The sequence below is a fragment of the Methanobacterium sp. CWC-01 genome (assembly GCF_030323845.1).
GTDB classification, from domain to species: Archaea; Methanobacteriota; Methanobacteria; order Methanobacteriales; family Methanobacteriaceae; genus Methanobacterium; species Methanobacterium aridiramus.
On sequence record NZ_CP040735.1, the window covers coordinates 365,893 to 392,087 of the forward strand.

Annotated in this window: 29 protein-coding genes and 1 tRNA gene; 16 read left to right on the forward strand and 14 right to left on the reverse strand. The window is 40.5% G+C overall.

Annotation, left to right across the window (positions count from 1 at the left end; all coding sequences use genetic code 11):
- Positions 1-122 precede the first annotated feature (122 nt).
- Both FGU46_RS01860 and FGU46_RS01865 read left to right on the forward strand, forming a co-directional pair.
- Entirely contained in the window at positions 123-593 is a 471-nt protein-coding gene (locus FGU46_RS01860) for a hypothetical protein (protein ID WP_286475949.1), read from the forward strand.
- A complete protein-coding gene (locus FGU46_RS01865; protein ID WP_286475951.1) occupies positions 594-1,067 on the forward strand; it encodes a metal-dependent hydrolase in 474 nt (157 codons plus the stop codon).
- Between the two features lie 80 nt (positions 1,068-1,147).
- Here FGU46_RS01865 and FGU46_RS01870 read toward each other — a convergent pair whose 3' ends face one another.
- The 4 genes from FGU46_RS01870 to FGU46_RS01885 all read right to left on the reverse strand — a co-directional run bounded on the left by FGU46_RS01870 (position 1,148) and on the right by FGU46_RS01885 (position 4,790).
- Positions 1,148-2,566, reverse strand: coding sequence for a flippase (locus FGU46_RS01870; RefSeq protein WP_286475953.1), 1,419 nt, complete (start codon positions 2,564-2,566; stop codon positions 1,148-1,150).
- A 61-nt stretch (positions 2,567-2,627) separates the two neighbouring features.
- Positions 2,628-3,494 (reverse strand): glycosyltransferase family 2 protein, encoded by an 867-nt coding sequence (locus FGU46_RS01875; protein WP_286475955.1) that lies wholly within the window; start codon positions 3,492-3,494, stop codon positions 2,628-2,630.
- Positions 3,495-3,660: 166 nt separating this feature from the next.
- The gene (locus FGU46_RS01880; RefSeq protein WP_286475957.1) at positions 3,661-4,161 is read right to left on the reverse strand and encodes a dTDP-4-dehydrorhamnose 3,5-epimerase family protein; all 501 of its coding nucleotides are present in this window, start codon (positions 4,159-4,161) and stop codon (positions 3,661-3,663) included.
- A gap of 26 nt (positions 4,162-4,187) precedes the next feature.
- Entirely contained in the window at positions 4,188-4,790 is a 603-nt protein-coding gene (locus FGU46_RS01885; protein WP_286475959.1) for an SOUL family heme-binding protein, read from the reverse strand.
- Positions 4,791-5,093: 303 nt separating this feature from the next.
- Between FGU46_RS01885 and heR the strand changes: the two genes are divergently transcribed.
- Complete coding sequence (gene heR, locus FGU46_RS01890; RefSeq protein WP_286475961.1) at positions 5,094-5,918, forward strand: heliorhodopsin HeR; 825 nt, start codon at positions 5,094-5,096, stop codon at positions 5,916-5,918.
- A 52-nt stretch (positions 5,919-5,970) separates the two neighbouring features.
- Here the strand turns inward: heR and FGU46_RS01895 are convergent, their stop codons facing one another.
- Positions 5,971-6,774, reverse strand: coding sequence for an AIM24 family protein (locus FGU46_RS01895; protein ID WP_286475963.1), 804 nt, complete (start codon positions 6,772-6,774; stop codon positions 5,971-5,973).
- A 249-nt stretch (positions 6,775-7,023) separates the two neighbouring features.
- Here FGU46_RS01895 and FGU46_RS01900 point away from each other — a divergent pair, with 249 nt between their 5' ends.
- The 6 genes from FGU46_RS01900 (at position 7,024) to FGU46_RS01925 (ending at position 11,025) form a co-directional block, all read left to right on the forward strand.
- Positions 7,024-7,182 (forward strand): TIGR04165 family Cys-rich peptide, encoded by a 159-nt coding sequence (locus tag FGU46_RS01900; protein WP_286475964.1) that lies wholly within the window; start codon positions 7,024-7,026, stop codon positions 7,180-7,182.
- 90 nt (positions 7,183-7,272) lie between these two features.
- Positions 7,273-8,397 carry a TIGR04083 family peptide-modifying radical SAM enzyme gene (locus FGU46_RS01905; protein ID WP_286475967.1) on the forward strand — a complete coding sequence of 375 codons (1,125 nt, stop codon included), beginning with the start codon at positions 7,273-7,275 and terminating at the stop codon, positions 8,395-8,397.
- 14 nt (positions 8,398-8,411) lie between these two features.
- Complete coding sequence (locus FGU46_RS01910; RefSeq protein WP_286475969.1) at positions 8,412-8,759, forward strand: hypothetical protein; 348 nt, start codon at positions 8,412-8,414, stop codon at positions 8,757-8,759.
- 113 nt (positions 8,760-8,872) lie between these two features.
- Positions 8,873-9,577: a hypothetical protein gene (locus tag FGU46_RS01915; RefSeq protein WP_286475971.1), complete on the forward strand. Its 705-nt coding sequence runs from the start codon at positions 8,873-8,875 to the stop codon at positions 9,575-9,577.
- A gap of 93 nt (positions 9,578-9,670) precedes the next feature.
- Positions 9,671-9,832 carry a DUF362 domain-containing protein gene (locus tag FGU46_RS01920; RefSeq protein WP_286475972.1) on the forward strand — a complete coding sequence of 54 codons (162 nt, stop codon included), beginning with the start codon at positions 9,671-9,673 and terminating at the stop codon, positions 9,830-9,832.
- A gap of 11 nt (positions 9,833-9,843) precedes the next feature.
- The gene (locus FGU46_RS01925; protein WP_286475974.1) at positions 9,844-11,025 is read left to right on the forward strand and encodes an NAD(P)/FAD-dependent oxidoreductase; all 1,182 of its coding nucleotides are present in this window, start codon (positions 9,844-9,846) and stop codon (positions 11,023-11,025) included.
- A gap of 62 nt (positions 11,026-11,087) precedes the next feature.
- Here FGU46_RS01925 and FGU46_RS01930 read toward each other — a convergent pair whose 3' ends face one another.
- Both FGU46_RS01930 and FGU46_RS01935 read right to left on the reverse strand, forming a co-directional pair.
- Positions 11,088-11,897: a UbiA family prenyltransferase gene (locus tag FGU46_RS01930; RefSeq protein ID WP_286475976.1), complete on the reverse strand. Its 810-nt coding sequence runs from the start codon at positions 11,895-11,897 to the stop codon at positions 11,088-11,090.
- 22 nt (positions 11,898-11,919) lie between these two features.
- Positions 11,920-12,675, reverse strand: coding sequence for a hypothetical protein (locus tag FGU46_RS01935; protein ID WP_286475978.1), 756 nt, complete (start codon positions 12,673-12,675; stop codon positions 11,920-11,922).
- Between the two features lie 156 nt (positions 12,676-12,831).
- Here FGU46_RS01935 and FGU46_RS01940 point away from each other — a divergent pair, with 156 nt between their 5' ends.
- The 7 genes from FGU46_RS01940 to FGU46_RS01970 all read left to right on the forward strand — a co-directional run bounded on the left by FGU46_RS01940 (position 12,832) and on the right by FGU46_RS01970 (position 19,354).
- The gene (locus FGU46_RS01940; protein ID WP_286475980.1) at positions 12,832-14,595 is read left to right on the forward strand and encodes a thiamine pyrophosphate-dependent enzyme; all 1,764 of its coding nucleotides are present in this window, start codon (positions 12,832-12,834) and stop codon (positions 14,593-14,595) included.
- Between the two features lie 58 nt (positions 14,596-14,653).
- Positions 14,654-16,147: an FMN-binding glutamate synthase family protein gene (locus FGU46_RS01945; protein ID WP_286475982.1), complete on the forward strand. Its 1,494-nt coding sequence runs from the start codon at positions 14,654-14,656 to the stop codon at positions 16,145-16,147.
- A gap of 45 nt (positions 16,148-16,192) precedes the next feature.
- Positions 16,193-17,197 (forward strand): PAS domain-containing sensor histidine kinase, encoded by a 1,005-nt coding sequence (locus FGU46_RS01950; protein WP_286475984.1) that lies wholly within the window; start codon positions 16,193-16,195, stop codon positions 17,195-17,197.
- 14 nt (positions 17,198-17,211) lie between these two features.
- Positions 17,212-18,129 carry a DUF5591 domain-containing protein gene (locus FGU46_RS01955; RefSeq protein WP_286475985.1) on the forward strand — a complete coding sequence of 306 codons (918 nt, stop codon included), beginning with the start codon at positions 17,212-17,214 and terminating at the stop codon, positions 18,127-18,129.
- 149 nt (positions 18,130-18,278) lie between these two features.
- Positions 18,279-18,569, forward strand: coding sequence for a metal-sulfur cluster assembly factor (locus tag FGU46_RS01960; protein ID WP_286475987.1), 291 nt, complete (start codon positions 18,279-18,281; stop codon positions 18,567-18,569).
- Positions 18,570-19,115: an AAA family ATPase gene (locus tag FGU46_RS01965; protein WP_286475989.1), complete on the forward strand. Its 546-nt coding sequence runs from the start codon at positions 18,570-18,572 to the stop codon at positions 19,113-19,115.
- Between the two features lie 166 nt (positions 19,116-19,281).
- Positions 19,282-19,354: transfer RNA gene (locus FGU46_RS01970), tRNA-Ile, on the forward strand.
- A gap of 308 nt (positions 19,355-19,662) precedes the next feature.
- Here the strand turns inward: FGU46_RS01970 and trpD are convergent.
- From trpD to trpE, 7 genes are read right to left on the reverse strand one after another with little or no spacing between them, the layout of a single operon-like run.
- On the reverse strand, positions 19,663-20,724 hold the full coding sequence (trpD, locus tag FGU46_RS01975) for an anthranilate phosphoribosyltransferase (protein ID WP_286475991.1): 1,062 nt from the start codon (positions 20,722-20,724) through the stop codon (positions 19,663-19,665).
- A complete protein-coding gene (gene trpA / locus FGU46_RS01980; RefSeq protein WP_286475993.1) occupies positions 20,724-21,545 on the reverse strand; it encodes a tryptophan synthase subunit alpha in 822 nt (273 codons plus the stop codon). Before trpA ends, trpD begins: the two co-directional genes overlap by 1 nt.
- Positions 21,542-22,720, reverse strand: a complete 1,179-nt coding sequence (gene trpB / locus FGU46_RS01985; RefSeq protein WP_286475995.1) for a tryptophan synthase subunit beta — start codon at positions 22,718-22,720, stop codon at positions 21,542-21,544. Before trpB ends, trpA begins: the two co-directional genes overlap by 4 nt.
- 18 nt (positions 22,721-22,738) lie before the next feature.
- Positions 22,739-23,392 (reverse strand): phosphoribosylanthranilate isomerase, encoded by a 654-nt coding sequence (locus FGU46_RS01990; RefSeq protein ID WP_286475997.1) that lies wholly within the window; start codon positions 23,390-23,392, stop codon positions 22,739-22,741.
- Positions 23,389-24,213: an indole-3-glycerol phosphate synthase TrpC gene (locus tag FGU46_RS01995; protein WP_286475999.1), complete on the reverse strand. Its 825-nt coding sequence runs from the start codon at positions 24,211-24,213 to the stop codon at positions 23,389-23,391. Before FGU46_RS01995 ends, FGU46_RS01990 begins: the two co-directional genes overlap by 4 nt.
- The gene (locus FGU46_RS02000) at positions 24,210-24,785 is read right to left on the reverse strand and encodes an anthranilate synthase component II (protein ID WP_286476001.1); all 576 of its coding nucleotides are present in this window, start codon (positions 24,783-24,785) and stop codon (positions 24,210-24,212) included. Before FGU46_RS02000 ends, FGU46_RS01995 begins: the two co-directional genes overlap by 4 nt.
- The gene (gene trpE / locus FGU46_RS02005; RefSeq protein ID WP_286476003.1) at positions 24,782-26,149 is read right to left on the reverse strand and encodes an anthranilate synthase component I; all 1,368 of its coding nucleotides are present in this window, start codon (positions 26,147-26,149) and stop codon (positions 24,782-24,784) included. Before trpE ends, FGU46_RS02000 begins: the two co-directional genes overlap by 4 nt.
- Positions 26,150-26,195 lie beyond the last annotated feature (46 nt).

A 26,195-nucleotide genomic window follows, 5' to 3' on the forward strand; every position in this document is an offset into this window, starting at 1 on the left:
ATTACATGATTTTAGTACATTTATTATATTAGATATCAACAAATAGGCTTGATAAATATTACTCATACGTCATTTCAATTGATGGGATTTATAATTGAATGAATATTTTCGGAGAAATAACCTTGTCAAAAGTTTTGAAGTTTCTGACAACTAGGTTGGTGATTTTCTTCATTCTTTTAGCTTCTTTAATTCTTCTTATGGGTTACTACAGTGTTAACTACATAGAGTATGAAGAACCACCTTCTGCTAAAACGTTTCTGTTGAATTATCCTGAAGGTCAGATTATCGGCTTTGAAGGAGAGGTTTTAGATACCTCAAAAGACGGATTTGAACTGTATATTTTTCATCATGGTCAGGACAGCTATTTCAAAGTAAATTCTAGTGCAAAGGTGTCTGCAGGTGATAATGTAGCTGTATTCGGAACGTTATCTATTAATAACACTATAATAGCTAAAAAAGTCTTTTTGAAGGAGAGTTGGATGTATGAATATTTATTGGGAAGATCTGTATTCGCCTTGTTTATCCTCATCCTCCTTTTTATTGGATACTGGAAATTTGACTTTCAAAACTGGGAAATAATAAGGAGAAAATAAATGCCAGACTGGTTAACTCACATACTAGTTGCTTATAGTGTGTGTACCGTTATCGGATTTAGATACAAACAATTCAATACTGAAAATACGGTTATCGCCATGGTAGGAGCATTACTTCCAGACTTGTATAAATTAGCTATTCCTATTCAGAATTTTTCAGGATATGATCTATCTATTTTCATTTCAACCTTCCATATGCCGATTGGTTCGTTGATACTGGCAGCTATGTTCTCTCTTTTATTTAAAGAAAAAAAATTAGTCTTTTTATTTTTAATTCTTGGATTTTTAACTCATTTTGGACTAGATCTACTTATGACTTACTATACTGGAGGAATATACTTATTTTATCCATTAAGCTGGAGTCAATATCAATTAGGCCTGATTACTACTGTTGATTATAATGTTAACATTTTAGTCATAATCCTTGCAATTCTAGTATTTGGAATTTCCCATACCAAAATAAATCAAAATTAACAAATTAATTTCAATTTTATTTACTTTAGTAATTTAATCGAATTTTTATAAATTTATATTTGTCATATTCCCGAAACATCTTATTTTATCATATTCCGAAATATTTCATAATCTTCTTTAGAAAAAGCTTTAAAAAGAACTAATAATGCAAAGTAAGAAATAATAGAGATAATAATGGAAATAGCTAGACCCATATTAAGTTTAAAAATTAATAAGCTCACTAGGATACTAGCTACTGCAGGTTTAACAACAATCCCGGGAATTCCTATTTTACCAATATATTTTGATAGGAAGTAGTAACCAAGGGTGATGCCAAATACATCCGTTATAACAGTTACCACAGAAGCACCTATATAGCTAAACTGAGGGATGAGTATTAAATTCAGGATTATATTTAAAACTAGACCTACAAATGTTAATTTTAGCAATAAATTTTGTTTATTCATTGAAATAAAAATCCAAGCAGCCGTATAAGACAAAAACATAAATGGTACGCTCCAAATCAAAATTTGAAGTGCTATTATTGATTCTAAGAATCCGGATTGAAAAAGAATTAATATTATTTTATCAGCTAAAACAGTAGTTACAGCTGCTATTGGCAGCCCTAATATAATTAAATATTTGAAAGATTTCCGATATATGGCTTCAAAGTCTTTTTTTGAAGAAGAATGGAAATTAGAGATGACTGGAAAAATTGCAAGTGTGTATACGCTGGGAACAAATTGTAAAAGCTCAATTAATCGATAAGCTGCATTATACCAACCAACCGCAACATCTCCCTGCAACAATGAAAGTAAAACAGTGTCGATCTTTACATACATAGTAGAAAAGATAATTACGATAGAAAGAGGTATCGCCGATTTCATTAAAAATTTGGAAAAATCTTTATCAAACATTAACACTGGTGGAACAAAACGTCGCACAGAAATGATGAAATTATAAACCAACACGATTAAACTTGTTATGAAGTAAATAATAGCAAATTCAAGAACATCAAATCCCTTAGAGATTCCATAGAAAATTCCTACAAAAATTAAAATGTTGGTTAAAAGATTGCCCAACGATTGGTATTCCATTTTTTCATGAGCTTGGAATATTGAATAAAACATTTGGGAGAATGATGATAATACCACTGATAAACCAAAAAGATAAACCACATTAATGACTTCTTGAGGATAATTTAGTAGATTAATTATTAGTGCAATCATCCCCAAGGTAAAAACTGATAGAACTATTTTTATAAGTATTATATTTCCCACATATCTGTTAATCTCGGATTTATCTCTCGATAACTCCCTCACAGCCAAGGTACTGAGGCCTAAATCAGCTAAAATACCAAAAATTGTAGTAAATGCAATTGCAAACGATAATATCCCATAACCATCGGCACCGAGGTAGCGAGCCATATATATGGTATAAATGAAAGCGAATAAATACCCTATAAGCTGTGAACCAGACAATACTCCAATATTCTTTGCAATTCTTTGAATGGTATTCATTTTACCAGTTTTTATTATAATAAAAATTATTTTGGATGAATTTGGATATTATAAAATTTATTTAAAAATAACTTCTAATCAGAATATTAATAGCATATATCGGGAGTTTAATCCCGTAAATCAGATTTAACCTGTTCCAAGTATCTTGTTTGATCGCTCCATTGAAAGGAATGGTAAAAATTAAGTGAAACAGTTTCTTTTTATTTTCATTAGAATTTAATTTATCAGGATATTCCTCGGCGATGTACTTACCAATGGCCATATAATCCTTGTACCATCCTTCCATATCAGAAAAAATGGTATTTCCACCATGTAACCGGTATTTTGAAAGGATTTCTGGTACAAAGTAATAATCATATCGATATGACAAGTCTAAGTTAAATTTGTGATCATTTAAGTTCCTAATATGTTCATTGTATCGGATGCCATCCAAGTTCTCTCTTTTATACATCATACTTGAACAAAAAAGGAAATTTCCAGCTAAAAGATCATCAAAAAGATTTCCATTCTTCTCTGAACTCTCGTACATTTCAGTAAACTTTCCTCCAGTGGAACGACTTTCACCATCTATTAAATCTGCTTCAGTCCACACCACCAAATTTTCATCCTGTTCCATCACTTCTAACTGTTTTTCGAGTTTCTCTTCAACCCACACGTCATCAGAATCAATACGGGCTAAAAATTTACCGTTTGCACTATCTATCAATTCATTAAGGGCCCTAGGAATTCCTAAATTATTTTCATGGAATATAGCCCTAATTCTATCATCTTTTTTCTCATAATCTGCGATTATTTGTGTAGATCCATCAGTTGATCCGTTATCCAAAATAATAAATTCAAAATCTTGGAAAGTTTGACCTAAAACACTTTCAATGGCCTCTCCTACAAATTTGTCATGGTTATAACACGACATTAATACGCTAACCATTGGTATTTTCTCTTCGAGAATTTGAATCCCCCCAGTTTATCTATTATAATATTGGTTGGTCAAATATATAAACATTGTCAATTATGAGCAATAATGATAATTAAGAAATAAAAGTAACTGACAATAATGAAATTATGACAGGACTATGCACGAATCAATCAAAATCTTATTCATGCTTTAAATCCCAGTTATAGCCAATATCTTCAGAAAAAGGATTTTTTCTTAATATCTCATCTGGAGAATGGGGTATAGACGCACAATTAGCCACAATCGCAGGAAAGTTTCCTATTCCTTTAAAACCGTTCCATATGAGGGGAGGCACTTCCACCAGGATATAATTCTCTTCACCCATAAAAATCTCCATTATATTCCCATGGGTAACAGAATCATCTCGATCATCATAAAGAACCAGTTTAATCATCCCATGAATAACCGCATAGTTCAGTATCATCTCTTGGTGTAGATGCCATCCTTTAATCACGTCGGGATACACTTTTGAAAAATAGATCTCGCCAAAATCCTTGAAAATTTCATCATCGGCCCTTAACATGTGATAAATGCTACCTCGTTCATCTGGAATCTTTTTCAAGTCTTTTATTTCAACTCCAGAGATATAACTTCCCTTTACACCAGGAACATCCATTAAATCTTTATTTTTATAAATCATACTTTCACATCCTCAAATGATTTGGGTCATATCTCCACTATGATCTCATTTCGTCTTAAAAAGCCAGGAACCGCTGGGTGATTGTATTGAGCAACTATAAAATTTGATTGGGGACTGATACCTTTTTCATTCAGCCATTCACGGAGTTTATCAATTTTTCCATAAACCATTTTTTCTTTTACACGGCCTGAGAACCTCAAGACAGCTACACGTTGATTTTTGATTTCTTTAAATATTATTCTATGGTTGTTGGGTTCGGGTAAAGTTTCCAGGGTGTAATTTTGAGGCATAGTAAAAGAAATACGATGAATGTTGTCTTCCTGTTTTTCCTCAGTCACCGGAACAGCCATGTTTATCCTTTCAGAAGGCACCTCCTGAGTGACAGGAGCTGCCATGGGAATTTTCTCCGACCCGGGAATCTTCTCCATAGAAACTGGAGTGGTCATGGGGATGCTGGATCGCTTTTTATTAGCCCCAAAAATATAATTAGCCAGTATTGAGAATCCAATACCTATAGCACCATCAAAATCGGCTTCCACATCCACTTGAGCGAGTAGGTAATCAGGATATCTCCTTATTTCAAAATTATCTTCCTTCGATTCCAGAAGATAGGCTGGGCTTTCGGTCATGGTATAACCTCATTTAATACTGATGGATATAGGAGCAACTTGCATAAATTTTTTTTTAGATGGGTGTTCGACTATCTTTATATCAATGGAAATGTTAAAAACTTTTTGAAAAATCAGGAAATAAGTTTTTTTCTCAATTATTTCCACGCCAATATTTTTTTTGAGGGTAATAGCAAGGAAAGTATGGTATGCAAGGAAAGTATAGCATAAAAACAATTTAAGAAAAAATAATCCCTATTGAAAAAGATTAATACCTTTAAAGAACAGAATATAAGTATATTTTTTGTCAAACGGGGTGTGACAATGGACAACGATGTTAGGAGAGAATTAATTGAAAAGTCTCCCATAACCTATTCTGGTTTGAGGAAACTAAATATAGGCGCAGGGACCCTGCACTTTATCCAGGGACTCATGATGTTAGCCTTGGGCGTTTTAATAACCTGGAATCGGGATATCTATACCTTCTATCTGAAGTTTAAGATAATTTCCCTAGCACCACCCACCTTCCAAGTGTTACCCGACCCTCAAGTAGCATTCACCATAACTTATCTAGGTGTGATATTAGCATCATTCCTACTGATCTCAGCAGTTGCACACTACGTCATTGCTTTTGTAAGGAACAAACAGTACAACGAAAACCTGAAAAAAGGGATGAACCCTTACCGCTGGTATGAATATGCCCTTTCCAGTTCCATTATGCTGGTAATTCTGGCTACCTTCGTGGGTGTGTGGGATTTATGGTCTCTGGTGATGATCTTCGTCTTAAACGCCATGATGATCATGTTTGGATACCTGATGGAGAAGATCAATCAGTATCCTAAAAAAACCGACTGGTCACCATACCTTCTGGGTTGTATCTCCGGATTTACTCCGTGGATCGTGATAGCAGCCTATTTTGTAGCTGCGCTTGGGTCCGGAGAAACTGAACCGCCAACATTTGTATATCTAGCCCTTGTTCTGTACTTTATCATGTTCAACACCTTCTCTATTAACATGATTCTCCAGTACAAGGGTATTGGCAAATGGAAGGACTATCTGTACGGAGAAAGAGTGTATATAATACTCAGTTTGGTAGCTAAAACCATTCTGGCCTGGCTGGTATTCATTGGGATATATGCACCATTCTAAAAAAATTTAAAAGAAAAAGAGGGCTTATTCCCTCTTACCTTATTATTTTACCCTATTCCTTTCGATATTCTTCGAATGGTTGTACTATTACAAATCCTTCGCCCTTAAACTTCATCTGGTACGTTTCGCCACTGCTTTTTCCAATTAAAGTCTTGAAGTCCACATTGCTTTTAAGTTCTGGCTTTAATCCTCCAGACCAGGCTACGGTGGCCTGTGGATCGGTCATTACCGGATTATCAGGAGTTACCCGCAGAGTCAGTGGTGTGAAGTGGGTGGTTATGGCCACCATTCCATTACCCTGCAATCGTATGTTGAATAGGCCACCCGACATCACACTGGAACTTTTGGTCATCATCTTGATATCCCAGTCAATTTCATCCTCGAATGCCAGTACATCGTTACCATTAACGTAGATCTTGTCATTTTCAAGTTTCAATACAATTATCTTCTTACCCATATCTGCCAAGTACACATGGCCGGTTCCATCTATTTTCATCATGGTGGTTGCTTCGCCGGTCATAGCCTTCTTTACGAACTTTCCCAACCCATGTTCCAGAGTCCCCTCCCTGTGGAAACTAACATCACCAGTATAGGCTACCATGGCACCCTTCTTAGCCCATACTCGACCATTCAGGTTTACATCCAGGAGGTATCCATTTTCTAATTCGAAGGTTTCTAATCCAACATCCTTCTGCATGGTGGTATTCATAAATTGGCTAACCGTATATTTACTTGTGCTAGCCATGATTTCTTGAACAGGTTCAGAAGGCGTTTCCTGGGTTACATTAAGGGTTTCACCACAATTCGGACAAAATTTACCATCATTTACTTCGGTTCCACAGTTAGGACAGAACATCAACACACCTCTCTTGTTTTGATTGATAGAAAATTAATGATGGTGACTAATATAGCTTTCATCAACAGATTAATTATCCCTAGCTGGTAAGATTATTATGATATCCAATTTAGACCAAAATCCCACAGTATATAGATTATTTTAAGCAAAGGATGACTATTCTTTTTTTTGAAAAAAGATGTTAGTATAATTATAAGAATTCAGTAAATAATGAGTAGAAAACAGTGGAGTAAACAGTGGAGAGACCCTATGAAACTAGGTAAAATCGATGAAAAATGCCCTAAATGCGGCTGTAAGGACAAAACCATCCAGAGAAAACTGGATCCCATTCACCATGCCCATGGATCCACACGAGCATTGGTTTGCAGTGAATGCGGTTACGTGTTTAAAAAAGGTGAAGAAGAGTAGTAATTTATAAATTCAAATTAATATTAACTATCAGATCTCATAAGTTCATCAGATCTCATAAATTAAATCCCAGTTATGGAGTATTAGAAAATGTACCACGTTATGTTAGTACCCACCCTTAACTGTCCTTCTAATTGCAGCTACTGCTGGGGTTCTAAGGATAATGCAGGAGTAATGGATATTGAGATTATTAAAAAAGTGGTTGAATGGCTTGAAGATTACCGAGAAGACCCCGTGCATTTTACGTTTCATGGAGGGGAGCCTCTCCTTGCTGGTTACGATTTCTATAAAGAAGCCCTACCCCTGTTAAAGGAAGGTTTAGGTGACCGTGGAGCTGGTTTCTCTCTTCAAAGTAATCTCTGGCTCCTTACAGATGAACTGGCCCAGTTATTTCGGGATTATGGTGTAGCGGTTAGTTCCAGCCTGGATGGTCCTGAAGACATTAATGAACTACAAAGGGGCAAAGGGTATTTTGATAAAACTATGAAAGGCTACGAAATTGCCCTAAGAAACGATCTTCCAGTTAACTTCATCTGTACGTTCACTTCCTACTCTAAGGACCTTGTTGATGAGATTTTTGAATATTTTTTAGAATGTGGATTTAATCTCAAGTTACACCCCGCCCTACCTTCTTTAAGAGGAGATAACTCTGATCCATGGGCTATTTCTCCTGAAGAGTATGGTAAACTCTTAAAAATTTTACTTGATAAGTACCTATCCCATCTGGATGATATTGAAATAGTGGACTTTGATCACTTTTGTAAAAGTTACTTCATCAGAAAAGGCACCGTGTGCGTGCTGGCAGATTGTCTGGGAAACACCCTGGCTGTTGATTTTGAGGGGAACATCTATCCCTGCTATCGTTTCGTAGAGATGCCTGATTATGTGATGGGTAACGTTCGCGACAAACCCCGTGTGGAAGATCTGCAACAATCTGAAGCTTGGAAGGTTATTCAAAGTTTCATGGACCTAGTGGACGAAAGTTGTAAGAAGTGTCGTTTCATTAAGATGTGTCGTGGTGGTTGCCCCTATAACGCATTGAAAGCAGATGGAGGCCATATAAAGAACGTTGACCCCCAATGCACGGCCTATAAGATGATATTTGAAGATATCAACAAGCGAGCCACTAAAGAGATGATGGCCAATATGATGCCATCTGATCCATCCTTAAAGTCAGGTAAAAGAGGTGGAATAATGTCCCTTATGATCAAATAGTTACTGGAGGATCTATGCCCATATTAATTACTAATATCAGCAATAACCTTGTAAAAGAGGCAATAAAACTCATTCAGGCTGAAAAAACCATAGTAATTTTAAATAAAGGTCTTGAATTGGATATTCACGCTCCCTATCAGGTGGAATACGTAGATTTGCTTGATCCTGAAAAAACATCCTCCCACATAAGGGATATTTTAAAGCGTGCCTTACAAGAAGGGGAAGTGGAACTGGCCCTGGAAGCGGATGCTATGGGCTTGAAGATTCTGGAGTCAGCTAAGGATTATGAGATATTCAAAAAAAAGAATATATTTGTGGTTAAAAATGGCAAAATAGATAAATTCAAGGCCTGTTTGTGTTGATGCCGTGCTGGCGAAAATGTCCTTCAAAAAAGATTTTAACATTTATTTTTCATTATTTATAGGCATCTAATGTTCTACAACAAACTTTAATATAATAAAACAGAGTTTAGATAATGAACCTCAAAACAGTCACCGCTGTTATCCTGCTGTCCATAATAGGACTTATGATAGTTTATTCCTATACCGTGGTTTCCGGTAGTGATTTAGAACCCATGGGACGTGTGGCCTTTGTGAAGGTGATGAATCCAGATTTCTATCCCGGACACCTCCATTCAAAACTATTAGCAAAATATGCAAAAGAAAGAGGTTCGAAGTGTGCTTTAATAACCCATTTTGGGGGAAGTTCCAATTATCGAAGTTATGTGGAAGATGATGTTTACATCATTGAACTGGCCTTCATAGATACCCAGGGAACGGGTGCCACTGGCCCTACCAATTACACTGATTCGCTTAAAATAGCACTCTTTGGAACCCCAGATGGACGTTACAAATATAAATCAGACGGTATTGTTTTCAACAGTTACGAAGAGGCCATGGATCACGTTTACCAAGTAGCCCAAAAACATGGACAGGAAGGACCCCTCCCTCTGGCCTGGCATGGAAACGCACGTAACGGAAATCCAATATTCGTCCAGGGTTGCGGTTTTCCCCTGTACTTTGATATTCTCCGGAGAGAATACGGTTTAATTCCTGCCTATATCTATACTCTTAAAGGGATGATTTTCCCCTATATTTATAGCCCATACCGAAATTTCGAACTGGGAAATTTCATTAAACTACAACTTCTCTACAGTGGTGGAGATCTGGATTATAGATAATGTACCTCGGGTTTTAAACCCAATTTTATAAATGTCCAAGCATTAAATACTAAGATAACCAAATTAATTGTCTAACTTTTAAAGGATGATACTATGATTGTTAAGGAATGGTGTATGTACTGTGGGGAGTGTGCTGGAGTATGCCCTCGCAACCTCATCGAAGTGAGAGAATTAAGTTTAAGATTTAACGAGGAAGGATGCAAAGAATGTCAGATCTGCATCCAGATATGTCCAGTGGACGCCCTAAAAAAGTAAGGAGACCTTTTATGTTAGTAGTTGATGTCCTGGTAATCGGAGCCGGTCCTGCCGGCTCATCTGCAGCCAAGCACGCCGCTTTAAACGGGGCGGAAGTGCTCATGATCGATAAAAAATCCGAAATTGGAAGCCCTAAACGTTGCGCCGAGGGAGTTTCCAAGGAAGGCCTTAAAGAACTGGGAATAAAACCAAACTCCCGCTGGATAACCAAGGAACTGAGTGGGATTCGTATGGTCTCACCTAACGGTACCGACGTGGTCCTGGATGAAGGCAAGGTTAAACTTCCCGAAGCAGGTTACATCCTGGAAAGAAAAGTCTTCGACAAATTCATGGCTATGGATGCTGCCCGGGCCGGGGCGCAGATTATGGTCAAAACTCTGGCCACCGGATTGGTAAGAGATGGAGATCGGGTTATAGTGTCAGCCGAACACATGGGTCACGAGTTTGAAATTCAGGCCAAGATCCTAATTGCTGCTGACGGTCCTGAATCAAGAGTAGGTCGTTGGGCTGGGCTTAAAACTGGTACCAAACCCAAGAACATGGAATCATGTGCCCAATTTGAAATGGTAAACGTGGAGATGGCAGAACCAGACTGTATCGAATTTCACTTTGGTAGTGTGGCCCCCGGAGGTTATGCCTGGATATTCCCCAAAGGGAATGACATAGCCAACGTGGGTTTGGGGATTTTAAACACCCTCACTGAGAAAACAGCCTACCAACACCTCTTAGAGTTTGTAGATAACAACCCTGCCACCCAGAATGCTCAGCCAGTGGAATTGAACATTGGCGGTGATCCGGTGGGTGGAGTAATCAAGGACCTGGTGGCTGATAATGCCCTGGTGGTGGGAGACGCGGCAGGAATGGTAAACCCTCTCACTGGTGGAGGAATTACCAGTGGAATGACCGGCGGACGAATAGCCGGAGAAATAGCTGCAAAGGCTATTAAAAACGGATCCTGGTCTGCCAAGGACTTAAAGGAGTATAAAAGCCGTTGCCAAAAAGAAGTTGGAGAATCCTTTAAGAAGTACCTTAAGACCAAGGAATACATGTTAAGCCTGTCCGATGATGAGTTGGACTCCATCGCAGAAGCTTTCCAGGAAACGGACTTTGACGTTATAAACACTAGCGAACTCATAAAAAAATTGGTTAAAGTCTCCCCTAAGGCTCTTTTAAAGTTGGGAAAGCTATTCTAGAAGGTTTTAAGGTATTTTGACAGTTGAAGGGTTATTTTTTTAAGGCCCTTCCTAACTCTTTTTTAAAAAATAATAATCAGAATGCATATTAGGAAGAATCCCAGTGCGATCTGGTGGTATAAAATATCAGCCAGTTTGAGCATTTTTCCCTGATTGGTAAACAGTGATAGGTATAGGGGTATTCCAGCCACAATGGATGGAACCAGTGCCACCAGGAATTGTATTAAATTCATTTCCCCGGAATAGATTAAATAAATCAGCACCAATACACATAACACTCCCACAATACTTGCATCCCTCGGTCTGGATTTGTACATGAGGTAAGTAGCCATCCCGGCAATGAACATGAAAATATACACACCCAGGGGTACGATATAAATGTTGCCTAGCAAAACTGCACAGGAGGCCAGTCTCAAAACAGAGTTAGTGGCTGTACTGGATAAGGGAGCAAGAGAAGTTTCTTTTAACCTTATCGGGGGCAGGGTATAGATTATTTGATTTAACAACATCAATATTAGAATCAGGGTAAAGGAAACTGGCATAAAGACCATGGACAAAATGAAGACCGTGGCCAGTATGATAACTACAAACAGTACTATCCATTTTTCATCCACTTTATTCTGTATAAATGCCCTGTTTTTTTTGAAGCTATCCCTTTGGTCCACTTCAAGATCAGTTAGGTCATTAAGGGTGTAAAGGCCCCCCCAGAATAATGATACCAAAAGTAGACCCCCTAATATTAGCAGGGGATTGTTTATGGGTTGATTGGCAAAATAAGCGTAAGTAAGTGCCAGTAAGTACATGTGCACATTCTTTGAAGCCCAGCTTATCCGGGTGGATTTGAGAAGGGTTAAAAGGACATTATTTTTCATTTATTTCTATTCCATCATTTCTTTAGACTTTTTCCGTTTTAAGGGCTTCACAGATAAATCTGGGCTTGCAATGGTAGAGAGCAATTCCTTTCTTTATTCTATCCTCCTCAACATTATGAAAGTGGCTTTTCACAATATTTATAGTTTCTAGAGGAGAATAAGATATCTCCACCACTTGAAAGGATATTTTTAAAAGAAAAAGTGAAATTCTGGAAATAATGCCCAGTTCAGTGAAAAGGTCCCTTTTCCTCCCGCCTAAACGAAGCCCCCATGAGGTCTGGAAAACAACATTTAAGTCCTTAAACTCATTTTTTTGTTTGAGGTATTCTTTCAAGCAGTACCAATAATAGGGAAAGGCCCCCCATCCTTTATTAGCGCTCCACTGACTGAAACCAACTGCATCCATATTTATAAGATGAGAATCATGGAAAAGGTCGGCAAATAGTACCATGTCAAATTCTTTTAACTTGCGGTACAGTGCTTGATCACTTTTAACCCCCAGATCCTTTTTCACAGACTCCAGGGTAAGCTCGAACACCCTTCTTGGTTGAACATTTTCACTATCCAGAGATAAACCAGCCTCATAAACTTCTAAACCGATCTCAGCAGAGGCCTGATAAATGTTGGCAGATTTTCCCACCCCCGGGGCACCAACTACGTGCAGTATTAATCCACGTTGTTTTTTCAACTTTGAAAAGGATCTTAGTAATTCATGGTAGGATTGGGTGGGTATGAAGTTTTGATTATCATCCCTGCAGTTAATCTTGAAATTCCCCATAAGCTTATATTTTGAGGTTTATGGGATATAAATTGAAAATCTCTAAAAAATCTCTAAATCGTCTTTAAACTCCGTCTTTTTTGCCAGGAGGTGTCTTTATTAATTTCAAAAATAATATTTATACAGGTTTATTTAGTTTAGATGAGGGGGATTGTAATGGCCAGGTACAGGTGCACGGTATGTAACTACATCTTGGATGAAGAACGGGAAGGAGTTAAATTTGAAGATTTGCCCGAGAACTGGCGATGCCCGGTTTGTAATTCGCCGCTATCAACCTTCGTGCTTTTGAGTGCCAAGATAGAATATAAAGATGTTGATTCCACTGTTTCAGAAGTGATGGTGGATCAGATGGCAGAATGGGGTATTCAATACGTGTTTGGAATCCCCGGTACCTCCTCACTGGGTGTGGTGGACGCTATCCGGCAAGAAGACCGGATTAAATACATACAGGTGCGTCATGAACAGACGGCAGCCATGATGGCTTCTGCCTATGGTAAATTAACCGGACACCTGGCTGCTTGTTTAACGGTCGCTGGTCCCGGGGCCACTAATCTGGCCACCGGCCTCTACGATGCGAAATTAGACCATGCTCCGGTGCTGGCCATCACCGGGATGGTGCAAAGACAACTCATGGGTCCTGGTTCTTTTCAGGAAATAGACCAGCATTCATTCTTTGAACCTCTCACAGTCTTCAACAAAATCTTAATGTCTCCTGAACAGACCATTAACCTGGTTACTCTGGGAATTAAACATGCCCTCCTGGAGGGGGGTGTTTCTCACATTGGTATGCCTAACGATGTGCAGAAGGAACCATTCCGGGCCCGTCCTGTTCCATTCGAAGGAAGTTTCCCTAACAACGCCGTATCCCAACCAATGTTCCTGGTTCTGCAAGCAGCCCAGGCCATTAACAAAGCTGAAAAACCAGTTATACTATCTGGTTTCGGTGCTATGGGTCAGGGAGAGGTCCTTGCAAAATTTGCGGAGAAAATAGATGCCCCCATAACCACCACTTTCCGTGGTAAGGGAGTTATTGATGAAGATCATGACCTCTACGTGGGTAGCCATGGAACTATAGGCTCCACAGCATCCACGGTTCTGATGGACGATTGCGACCTTCTCATAGTAATTGGCTCCTCCTTCTCAGATATGACCCAGATACCCCCTAAAAAGACGGTGCAGATCGATCTGAACCCCCTGATGATCGCCCGGCAATATCCAGTTGAAGTGGGGCTTCTGGGTAACAGTGCCGAAATCCTCCCCCAGCTATTGGGCATGGTCCAGGAAAAAGAGCGTCCTCTGTACCGGGAAGAAATCAAAAACTTAAAACAGGAGTGGCTGGACCTCCTGGAGGAAGAGGCAGATGGTACTCTAACTCCAGTTAGGCCGCAGTACATCATAAAAGTCCTAAACGAAGAATTGGCCGAGGATGCTATCATTACCCTGGATACGGGTGAGAATGGATGGTGGTTTGGTCGAAACTTCTGGATGAAAAAAACCCAGAAGATGTTGATGTCCGGCTATCTAGGCACCATGGGATTCGGACTCCCTGCTGCTCTGGCAGCCCAGTTGGTCTATCCTGATAGACAAGTGGTCTGTATAACTGGTGATGGTGGTTTTTCCATGGTGATGGCCGATTTTCTCACCGCAGTGAAGTATGAACTTCCGGTGAAACTATTCCTGATGAACAACCACCAGCTGGCCATGATCATGCAGGAACAGAAGGTTGAGAACTATCCTAACTGGCAAACCCAACTTTATAACCCTGATTTTGCCAGTTACGCCCGAGAATGTGGGGGAACAGGAATCAATGTTAAAGATCCTGATAAACTTAGAACCGCCGTTTCTGAGGCCCTGGATACAGAAGGGCCGGTGCTAGTGGATATTGAAACCGACCCCCGAAGGTTCATTCAAGCATTGTAATTAAAAGAGTAATTAAAGTTTAAAATCCATTTAACAAATTAAAAAAGGAGAACTCCACGTGGTTCAGGATGCTCAAGAAATAAGGAGTAAGATAGAAGATACCCCTGAAAATCGGGCCAAATGTCACTGTCCACTTTGTCCCAGCTATCCCCATGAATGTGATGGGGAAATACTGTACTGTGGTTTAGGGGCCAGTAAAACTGATATAAATACAAGTGGCTGCATATGCGATACCTGCGCCATTTATTATGAGTATGGGCTTAAGGGAATTTATCACTGCGATAAAGTGGAAGCAGGACGGAGTAAAACACTTATTCGTAAGATTTCTAAGAGAGAAAGCACCATTTCTTACCAGGAAATGGTGGATATTAAAGATAAGAGTGCAGGTATGGAGATGGTGGCATCCATGGGGTCCCAGAAGGAACTGCCATTTAAACTTGACGATTTGCATTTCATACCAGCCCAGTTATCCCGGATTCCGGTAAATGCGGAAGAAACAGTAGATACCACAGTTGTCATCGGACCTGAGGCAAAAAAGCCATTTAAAGTGGCATCACCCATCTTAATATCGGGTATGAGTTTTGGAGCCGTTTCCAGGAATGTTAGAATTATTATTGGACAGACTGCCACGGAATTGGGTTTGGGATTCAACTCCGGCGAGGGTGGTGTTTTAGAAGAGGAGAACCAGTTTTCTGATTACATGATAGTCCAGTACTCCACCGGAAGATTCGGTCTGGAGGAGGGATTAATGAAAAATGCAGCAGCCATTGAAATCCGATTTGGTCAGGGTGCCTACCCCGGTAAGGGTAGTTTTCTACCAGCAGATAAGATCACCGCAGAAGTGGCCCGTATCCGAGGTCTAGAACGTGGTGAATCTGCATATTCTCCCGCTCATCATCCTGACATTAATAACCCTCAGGAACTGGAAGAAAAAATAGCCGGGCTCAAGGATCTAACCGGCGGATCCCCAGTTGGTGCCAAGATAGGTTGTGGTAACGTTGAAGATGATGTTAAAATTTTGGCAGAGGCTGGAGTTGATTTTATTGCTCTTGACGGTTTTGGAGGAGGAACTGGAGCCACAGCAGCTTACGTCAGAGACAATGTAGGTATTCCCATTATTGCCGCCCTTCCCCGGGCGTACAAGGCCCTGTTGAAAATGGGATTAAAGGACCAAGTCTCTTTAATAGCTGGGGGTGGGTTGCGCAATTCTGCTGACTTTACTAAATGTCTGGCACTGGGCGCTGACGCCGTGTATCTGGGTACCGCTGCTCTTATTGCCATGAATTGTGAGCAATATCGTGTTTGTCATAGTGGTCTGTGTCCTACCGGGGTGACCACCCAGAATCCTCAACTAATAAAACAGTTGAACCTGGATGAAGGTATCGAAAAACTCAAAAACTTCCTTACAATATCCAATAAGGAAATAGCCACCTTAGTACGTGTGGTGGGTAAAAATAATGTTTCTGACTTGGATCATACTGATCTGGTCTGCAACACCCTTGATCTGGCCCGGCTCACTGGGCTTATATGGTTAAATGGAAAACATCCTTAAACTTAATCTAATTTGAATGGAGGGGGTAGAATAAATTTAGAAGATTTGGAGTCAGGAGAATTATTTGAACTAATTTTCAACTCCATCCCAGATGCCATAACCATCATTAACTGCGACCACAAGGTAGTCAGGGTTAATAGGAGCATGGCCAATTCCATGGGGATGGAACCAGAAGATTTAATTGGTAAAAGTTGTTATGAGGTCGTTCACGGCACCTCATGCCCCATCAACACCTGCCCGCATGTCATGCTCATGCATGATGAAGAGGAACACTCTGCAGAGGTGCACGAAGAAAATTTAGGCGGATTCTTCATGATTACCACCACTCCCCTCTATGATAACGGCGGTAATGTGATGGGAAGTGTGCATGTGGCCCGAGACATTACTGAACGAAAGATAATGGAGGAACAGTTAGAACAGGCCCTGGAAGATAAGGATATCCTCATGAAAGAGATTCATCATCGGGTTAAGAATAATTTGATGATCATGGCCAGCCTGCTAAATATGCAGTCCAGATACATTGAAGATGAAGTGGCCAAGGATATTTTTAAGGACAGCCAGAGTCGTGCCAAAACCATGGCCCTTATTCACGAAAAACTATACCAATCCAAGGAACTTAAGAAGCTGGATGCGCAGGATTACATGGAAAGCTTGGCCAGGGATATTTATCATGCTTATATTAAGGACCCCCAGAGGATCCAGCTAGACTTAGAAGTGGAACAGCATATGCTGGACATCAACACCGTTATCCCCCTGGGATTAATCCTTAACGAAATACTGACCAACACCTTCAAATACGCCTTTCCTGGAGACTCTGAGGGTGTTGTGAACGTTAGATTTAAAGGGAAAGAAAACAAACAATTTTTATTAGAGGTGGCTGATGACGGGATAGGTTTACCTCCAGACTTCCCTGATAAAAAAACCGATTCTTTAGGTATGCGTCTGATACATAGCCTGACCGAACAAATTATGGGTGAATTAGAGATTAATTCCGACCACGGCACCCAGATACGTGTCAAATTCCAGGAGTTAAAGTACCCAAAAAAATAAGGATGAATACGATCATGATCAAAGTACTTTGCACCACAGAAGCTTCTCTCCATCGTCCTGAAGCAGTTCGATGGAGAGATCGGATGTCCCATTTAGATCCGCTCGGTGACGTGGTGGTGGTATTACCCTGCAGCATGGGAAAGCCGTACTCCCAATCACGTTCACATCGTATCTTCCAGAATGCAACTAAAGGATTCCAAGAAGCAATTTTAACATCCCCATTTGGAGTCTGTCCCCGTGAGATGGAAAGGACCTATCCCATCCAATCTTATGATGTTCCCACCACCGGAAAATGGTCACAAGAAGAGGTAGACCTTACTGGAGAATGTTTGAAGGATTATATTGGAGAAATTAAAGCGGTAGCCCACGTATCAGGAGGATACCGGGATGTTTGTGAAAAATACATTCCGCAGGCCCATTTTACCTGTGAAGACGGTCGCACCACCTCCCAAGAGTCCATGCAGAATTTGAAAAGAATTTTAAGGGATTATAATAAACCAAAAGGTAAATCCAGGGAAATGAATGGTTTAAGATCGGTAGCCCGCTATCAGTTTAACACTAAGGCTGCAGATGTGCTCATACCCCCAGGTTATCGTCTTAAAGGGCGTTTTAACCGACGATTATTCTATGAAAATCAACAAGTGGCCACTTTACAATTTGATACCGGACTATTTTCTCTTAACCTCAAGGGAGGCCAACTTTTGAGTGAAGTTGATGTTAACTGGGTGGAAATCGATTTTAAACTGGAAACTAATACCCTTTTTGTTCCGGGAGTTGTTGATTCAGCCCCAGAAATCTTACCCAGAGATGAGGTGGTAATAGTTCGTAAAGGTGATGTGATAGGGGTTGGGAAGGCCGTTATGAGTGGTGAAGAAATGAAAAAGGCCGAAAAAGGAGTAGCAGTCCGGGTCAGGCACCGCCAGAAGCACTAAAATCAAATTCATCTTTTACAAATAACTATAAATACCAGAACTAAAACATAAGAAAATAACTTTATAGGTGGATATAAAGTTATAAAAGTTCATTTATGACATAAAAATCAATTTAAAGACTTGAAATATGTTATTTTTGAGGTATAAACATGAGCGAAGATTTAATGAATCAAGTCAGAGAAGCCTTATCACTGGTACTAGACCCCCACATGGGCATTAGTATTGTGGAAATGGGAATCGTAGATGGCATTGAAATCAATGAAAAAAATAAAACCGCCAAAATCGTGATAAAACCAACCAACCCCGGTTGCATGAGTGCCGCAAACATCGCCATGCAAGCCCGGCAGGCAGCTGAAAGCGTGGAAGGTATAGACAAAGCAGAAATAGTAGTAGAAGGACACATGATGGCTGATGCCATCAGTGAGATGGTAAATAAGTAAATGCTCCTCTGGAACCGGGCTGCAGTGGTTGGTGTGCCGGGAGTGGGGAAAACCTCCCTATGTAAGGCCATCAGCAAGGAGCTAGGTTACCATTACATTAATTTTGGGGAGCTGATGCTGAAAATAGCCATTGAACGTGATTTAGCCCATACTCTGGAGGATATGCTCCAGTTAAATACAGAATTACAGTACCGGATTTGGAAATCAGCAGCCTTAAGCATACAAAATGCGGAAAACGTTCTCATTGATTTACATGGCGTGGATATAACCAGAGAAGGTTATTTAATATCACTGCCCTTTGAAATTATTCCCCCAGAGATTATCATCATCATAGAAACATCTTATGATGAAATTTTCCAAAGGCGAACCAGGGATAGAGGAAAAAAAAGAGTTTTAGAGGATTATAAAACTGTAAAAGAGCATCTATCTCTTTTAAAATATTCAATGGTCTCGATAAGTACGATTTTAGGTTCTAATCTTGTGGTTCTCAAAAATGATGAGCTCCAAACCTGTTTAGAACATTTAAAAGGTGTTTTACAACGATAATGGCGGCTGGTGACAGTTTAAAGACATCCTTCCCCATTATTTTCACTAGGACTGACATTCAGAAAAGGATATATATGATGAAGTTTAAATCTTGCATCTACCTACTCTACTTTTAGGGTTGTTGATGGGTTATCTAAGTTCTTTAGTTAACTTAATATCTTATGACGGGCCCGTGGCTCAGGCGGTAGAGCGCACGGCTGATAACCGTGAGGTCCTGGGTTCGAATCCCAGCGGGCCCATTATTTTTAATATATATATTTTTTAATTTTATTTTCACCCTAATGTAACGCTGCACTTTTAGAAAAGAAGAAAGATATAAAGAAGAAAGAAAGAAGGCCCTGACCAGACTAAGATGGCTTAAGTGGCCCAAATTTTTTAATATTTTATTAAAATAAAATGATAATATAATAATTCAAAAACCTTATATTCCACCAGAGACTTATCATAAAATTGGAGCAATTGGTAACTTCGGTATATTATTCACCTGATTTGTTACCAATTTGCCACTTTTTTTATCTTAATTCCAGTTTTAACTGTTTTATATGATTTAATTATTCATTTTAGTATTTTTATTGCTGATCTTAACCAGTTCAACCAGTTTATGGTAGGCATTTCCCTTTAATACACTTTCAAGTGCTAACTCGACTCCTTCACGTAGATCATTTGTTTTTCCAGTTAAGAATAGTATTGCTGAGGCATTGGCTAAACAAAGATTCAGACGTGCTTCATCGGCCGAATTATCAGTAACTCCAGAAAGGACTTTCTTAATTATAACTAAATTACCTTCCAGTGACTTGGAGGCCATTAAATCATCCCGGTGTGATCTTTTAAGACCCAGGTCCTCGGGGTAAATATCCTGGACCTTCATTTGAGTTCCTTCTATAAAGGCCATGGTGGTCTTTCCCAGGGTTGAAATTTCATCCATAGCAGGCTGATTATTCTCATCAAATCCATGTACCACCATGGCTCTTTTAACTCCCAAATTCTGGAGTACCCTGGCCATCATAACCACCTTAGATGGGTCAAAAACACCTAGGAGTTGTATAGGGGCCTCTGCAGGAGAACACAAAGGACCTAATAAATTAAAAACAGTGGGTATGTTTAATTCTCTCCTGACAGGCATCAACCTCCCCAATGCAGGATGAAAAATAGGAGCAAACATAAAACCTATTCCAGTTGTTTCCAAGCACTGTTCTACATCATTGGGCCCGCATTCTAGGTTCACTCCTAGGGCTTCCAATATATCCGCACCACCACACTTACTGGTGATACTGCGATTGCCGTGTTTAGCCACCTTGACTCCCACCGAAGCCGCGATTATAGCAGCAGCAGTGCTAACATTGAATGTTTTCAGGGTGTCACCACCAGTTCCACAAGTATCCACCAGATTACTAAGATTTTTTGGCTTCACCTTGACACTTAACTGCCTCATGGCCCTAGCGAATCCGGTTAACTCATCAACCGTTTCGCCCTTAACTTTTAAAGATGAAAGAAAAGCTGCAACCTGAATATCAGTAGCTTTACCCTCTAACATCTCAATCATGCACTGGTGAGCCTCATACTGGGTCAGATCAGACCGAGAAACAATTTTTTCTACACAGTAAGCCATCACTTAAGGTACCCCCGACTTGCTTTTTTTAGTGCCTCACATCGTCTGCCCATCTCCTTTAACATTAGCTCCCGATTATCATGATACCTATCTATTAAGTCCAATAGGGCACTGGCAACTATGGCCCCATCAGAACCCGCCTTCAGGACCCGTTGAACATGATCAGGCTTTGAAATTCCAAACCCAACCGCGATGGGGAGATTAATATGACTGCGAACCCGCCGGATTAGATCCACCGTTTCCCCCCCTAGGGTGGATCTGGCCCCAGTGACCCCCATCACCGCCACCACATAAATAAAGCCCTCTGCTATTTGAGATATTTGTAATAAACGTTGATTACTGGTGGTCTGGGCCACCATGAAGATCTGATTAATACCGTGTTTTTTTGAAGCCTGGATGGCAGGTGAAGCTTCTTCTGGCGGCAAATCTGCAGCAAGAATCCCGTTAACACCACTTTTTCTGGCTTCACTGTAAAACTGGTCAATACCCATCTTGTAAATGAGGTTGTAGTACACTAGAAGTCCGATGGGAATATCCGTGAATTCTCTTACCTGTCTTATAAATTCAAATCCTCGAAAGGTTGTCATCCCTGCCTCTAGAGCCCTTATATCGGCGGCTTGGATGGTAGGCCCATCAGCTACCGGGTCACTGAAGGGAAATCCAATTTCCAGGGCATCTGCTCCGGCATTGACCATCTCCTTAACAATTTGCAGGGAGGTTTCCAAATCCGGATCACCGGCCACCACGAATGGTATGAAAGCGCCTTCGGATTGTTCTTTCACTCGCTTAAACATTTCCGAGTAGGTTTCCGGATTATTCATACTCTCACCCCCATTTTATGGGATACAATGTGCATATCTTTATCTCCCCTACCTGAAAGATTAATTATAATAGTTTTTCCCTGATTCTCCGTCTTTTTTGCATATTTTTCGGCGCAAGCCACTGCGTGGGAGCTTTCCAGGGCAGGGATTATTCCTTCATATTTGGAAAGCAACTTAAATCCTCTAAGGGCCTCTTTATCAAGTATGGGTTCATATTTGGCTCTTCCTTCCACCATCATCTGGGAATGCTCCGGCCCCACCCCGGGATAGTCCAGTCCAGCTGATACAGAGTGAGCCTCGCTTATCTGCCCATCATCATCCTGTAGTACGAATGATAGTGAGCCATGTAGGACGCCCTCTGTTCCAAAGGATAGAGTAGCCCCGTGCCGCCCTCCCGGACCTTCTCCCCCTCCCTCTGCACCGACAAGTTCCACCTCCGAGTCTTCCTGGAAGGCTGAGAATATGCCGATGGCATTACTACCCCCACCTACACAGGCAATCACCGCATCAGGAAGCATACCTTCTTTTTCAATTATTTGTTGGCGGGATTCACGACCAATAACCCTCTGAAAGTGTTTTACCATGGTGGGATAGGGATGGGGACCCATACTAGAACCAATGAGGTAATGAGTGGTGTCCACGTTGGTGATCCAGTCCCGCAGAGCTTCATTTATGGAATCTTTGAGGGTTCTGGAACCACTTTCAACACTTATTACCGTGGCTCCACTAAGTTGCATCCGAAACACGTTTAATTTCTGCCGTTTGATATCTTCACTACCCATATAAACATCGGTGGGAAATCCAAAAAGTGCACCTATAACTGCAGTGGCAATACCATGCTGCCCTGCACCTGTTTCGGCTATTAACCTCTTTTTACCCATATATTTGGCAAGTAAACCCTGGCCCAGTGTATTGTTGATTTTATGGGCTCCAGTGTGTAAAAGATCCTCCCTTTTCAGGTATATTTTACAACCCAGCTTCTGTGAAAGTCGCTGGGCATAGTACAAGGAGGTAGGCCTACCTGCAAACTCTCGCAAATAATAATCTAATTCCTTATTAAATTTTTTATCATCTTTGTATCTGTAGAAAGCTGCTTCAAGTTCTTCTAAAGCAGGGATTAAAAGTTCAGGGACAAACATGCCGCCATATTTTCCGAATTTTCCGTCTGAAATCATCTAAATCACCTATTAATGTCAATTATTTAAAATTTCCATGAATTCTTCCAGTTTAGCCCGATCTTTAATTCCAGGTGATTCTTCCACTCCGGAGTTTATATCTATGCCCTGGAAGTGTTTATCAATCATTTTCTTGTTTTTTTTCATTAATCGGGCGTTCAAACCCCCTGCCAGGAAGACATCAACATTCGCAACATCATTCACAACTTCTGCTCCTTCTATTGCAGTTTGGAGCGGGATCTGAATACCTGTACCGCCACATTTACCATTCACCTCATAATCCAGTAAAATGGCATCACAGACCTCAGCATAGCCTCTGATCTCTTTTCTATTATCTTCGGAGATATTTTCGCTGATACCCACCGCCCTGGTAACTTCCAGTTCTGATGCCCTTTTAATGTAATTAATATCAGGAGGTGAGAGAGAATGTAATTGTATTTTAGTTATACCACAAATTTCTGCCCTTTTAATTACATCCCCAGGGTTATCCGGCTCCATTATCATCACCGCCTTACCTGGATCATCCATCTGGGAGCTTAGAAGTTTAATTAATTTGAGATCAGCAAATCTCTGGGATCGTTCTACGTTTATGAATCCCAGTAGATCCACTCCAGTGGATTCCACCATCAGGACATCCAGAAGCCTTCTGATCCCGCAGACCTTGATTTTCATGTGGATCTTGTCCTCCTCATTCCCTTAGATGATTCAACCAGACTTTTCACGGAAGAGTACAAATTTTCGATGCTGCTGGAGGCCATTATACTGCTACCCACCAGCACGGCATCGGCACCGAAATCAGCCAATAACTTAAGGTCCCTATAACCATTTACTCCACTTTCTGATACCAATAACAGATCATCCGGCACATAGTCAGCCATTTTAAGAGTTCGGTTAAAATCTATACTGAAGTCCTGGAAGCTTCGGTTATTAATTCCGATGATTCTGGCCCCGGATTTTATGGCCAATTTAAGTTCCTCCCGGTTGGCACATTCCACCAGGGGTTCCATTCCCAGATCCCGGCAGAGTCCAATACCTCCCCCCAGATCCGGATATACACTCACCATCATTAACAGAGAACTGGCTCCAGCACTTCGGGCCTCATATATCTGATACTCGTCCATTATAAAATCTTTACGGAGTAAAGGCATGGAAGTAAGCTTGCCTGCGACTTTGAGGTTTTCCAGGGAGCTTTTGAAAAAATTTTCTTCAGTTAAGACCGACACTGCCGTGACCCCCCCTCGCTGGTAAGTTTCCACGACCTCCTTTACCTTAAAATTAGAAAGTTGACCCCGGGAAGGGGAAGCAGGCTTGTATTCACCGATGACTGATACATCATTAAGATCCTTGTTAAGTTCCAGGACCCTTAGAAAGTCAAGTGCCGGTTTTACCTCTTCTGATTTGCTTTTCATCTCGCTTAGGGGAACCTTTTCTCGGATTTTTTCCAGGGAAAATCTTTTTTGGCTTAGAATTTCTTTAAAGTTTACAAAAGTCATAATCCCATCCCCAGAAAGTTTTCTATGATTCGGGACCCCTCTCGGGTTCCTACCGACTCCGGATGGAACTGTAGACCAAATATTGGCTTTTCACGATGTTTTATGCCCATTATCAGACCTTCCGGTGTTCGGGCCGTGATTTCCAGACAATCTGGAAGTGAATCCTCCTGACATACCAGGGAATGGTAACGGATGACTGCCAGTGGATTTTCCACCCCCTGAAAGAGTTCATCCTGATTGTGTTCAATGTGACTTTTTTTACCATGTACCGGTTCGTTCCGAACAATATCTCCCCCAAAGGCATTGAAAACACCCTGATGTCCCAAACATATTCCTAAAATGGGTATTTCAGAACCTAATTCTTTTATTACCTGTTTACAAACTCCAAAGTCACTGACTTTTTCAGGATTTCCAGGTCCGGGAGAAATGACAATATAATCCGGTTTTATGATCCGTATCTCCTCTAGACTCAGTTCATCATTCCTGATGATCTTAATATCCGGATTATGTATTCCTATCAGTTGGTAGAGGTTGTAAGTGAATGAATCATAATTGTCAATAAGAAGTATCATGTATAACCCTCCAATGACTCCATAGCCAGAATTAGGGCTTTAGCTTTATTCTGGCACTCTTCATATTCTTTTTCAGGCACAGAATCGTGCACTATTCCGGCACCAGCCTGTAACTTGGCATGTTGACCATCAGAGATTAAAGTCCGGATGGTTATGGCAAAATCAGCATTCCCGTTCAGGGCAAAATAACCCACCGCCCCCGCATAGGGGCCTCGTGGTCTATCTTCCAGTTCATTGATTATTTCCATGGCCCTAATTTTAGGTGCTCCACTCACCGTTCCCGCTGGAAACATGGCCGAGAAGGCATCTACAGCAGTTTTATCCCTTGCCAGTTTGCCCTGCACACGGGATACCAGGTGCTGCACATGGGAAAATTTTTTTACAGTCAAATATTCAGGTAAAGTTACTGAACCAAACTGACTGACCTTTCCTATGTCATTTCTGGCCAAGTCAACCAGCATCAGATGTTCAGCAAGTTCCTTCTCATCTTCTAAAAGTTCTTTTTCCAACCGGGCGTCTTCTGCAGGGTTTGCCCCCCGTGGTCTGGTTCCAGCTATGGGAAAAGTTTCCACCATATCCCCCTCGACTCTGACCAGCATCTCCGGACTAGATCCGATTATTTCTCTATCTCCCAGTTTAAGGTGGTACATGTAGGGAGATGGATTTATTCTGCGTAGTTTTTCATAAAAAGATAGTTTATCTCCCTGTAATCTGTATTTTGTAGCGTTGGATAAGACACTTTGGAATATTTCCCCCTCTTTTATTCTTTCCTGGGCATCGGTGACCATGTGGTGAAACTTTTTTTTGGAGAAGTATTTACCTTCTTCTTTAAACTTCAGTGTACCTATTCCGCGGTTTTCTTTCAGCATAGACTCCAATTCCGGAGATCGGTTCTCCCCCCTAGTCAAGTATTCAACCCGCTGGTTTATTCTATCAAATATTACACAGTCCAGGAACAGTCCGAATTCAAAATCAGGATATTCACCAACTTTTAAACTAACCGGCTCAAAGTGTCTGGAGGCCTCGTATGACACATATCCCACCAAACCGCCTTGAAAACCTTTTTGTCCATTAAATTTGCCGTTCAAGTCTTTTATGATGTCAAATGGATTATCAACATCAATTTCCCTGATCTCTCCGCCTTCATCTATCTGCAGGACGTTTCCGAATGCGCGGAGTATAATTAATGGTTCAAAACCAATCACGGAATATCTTGAAAGTCCACCATCACTTTCCATTGATTCTAAGAGGAATGAGCTTTCACAATGAGCATATACTCCTTTAAATACATCAAAAGGCGAATCATAACTTAGTTTTATTCTTTTAGGTTTATTATTCAATTTTATATTGCCAAAAACATTCACAGCCCTTCATTTAATCACCTGGTAAGATATTCCAATTGGCAGACGC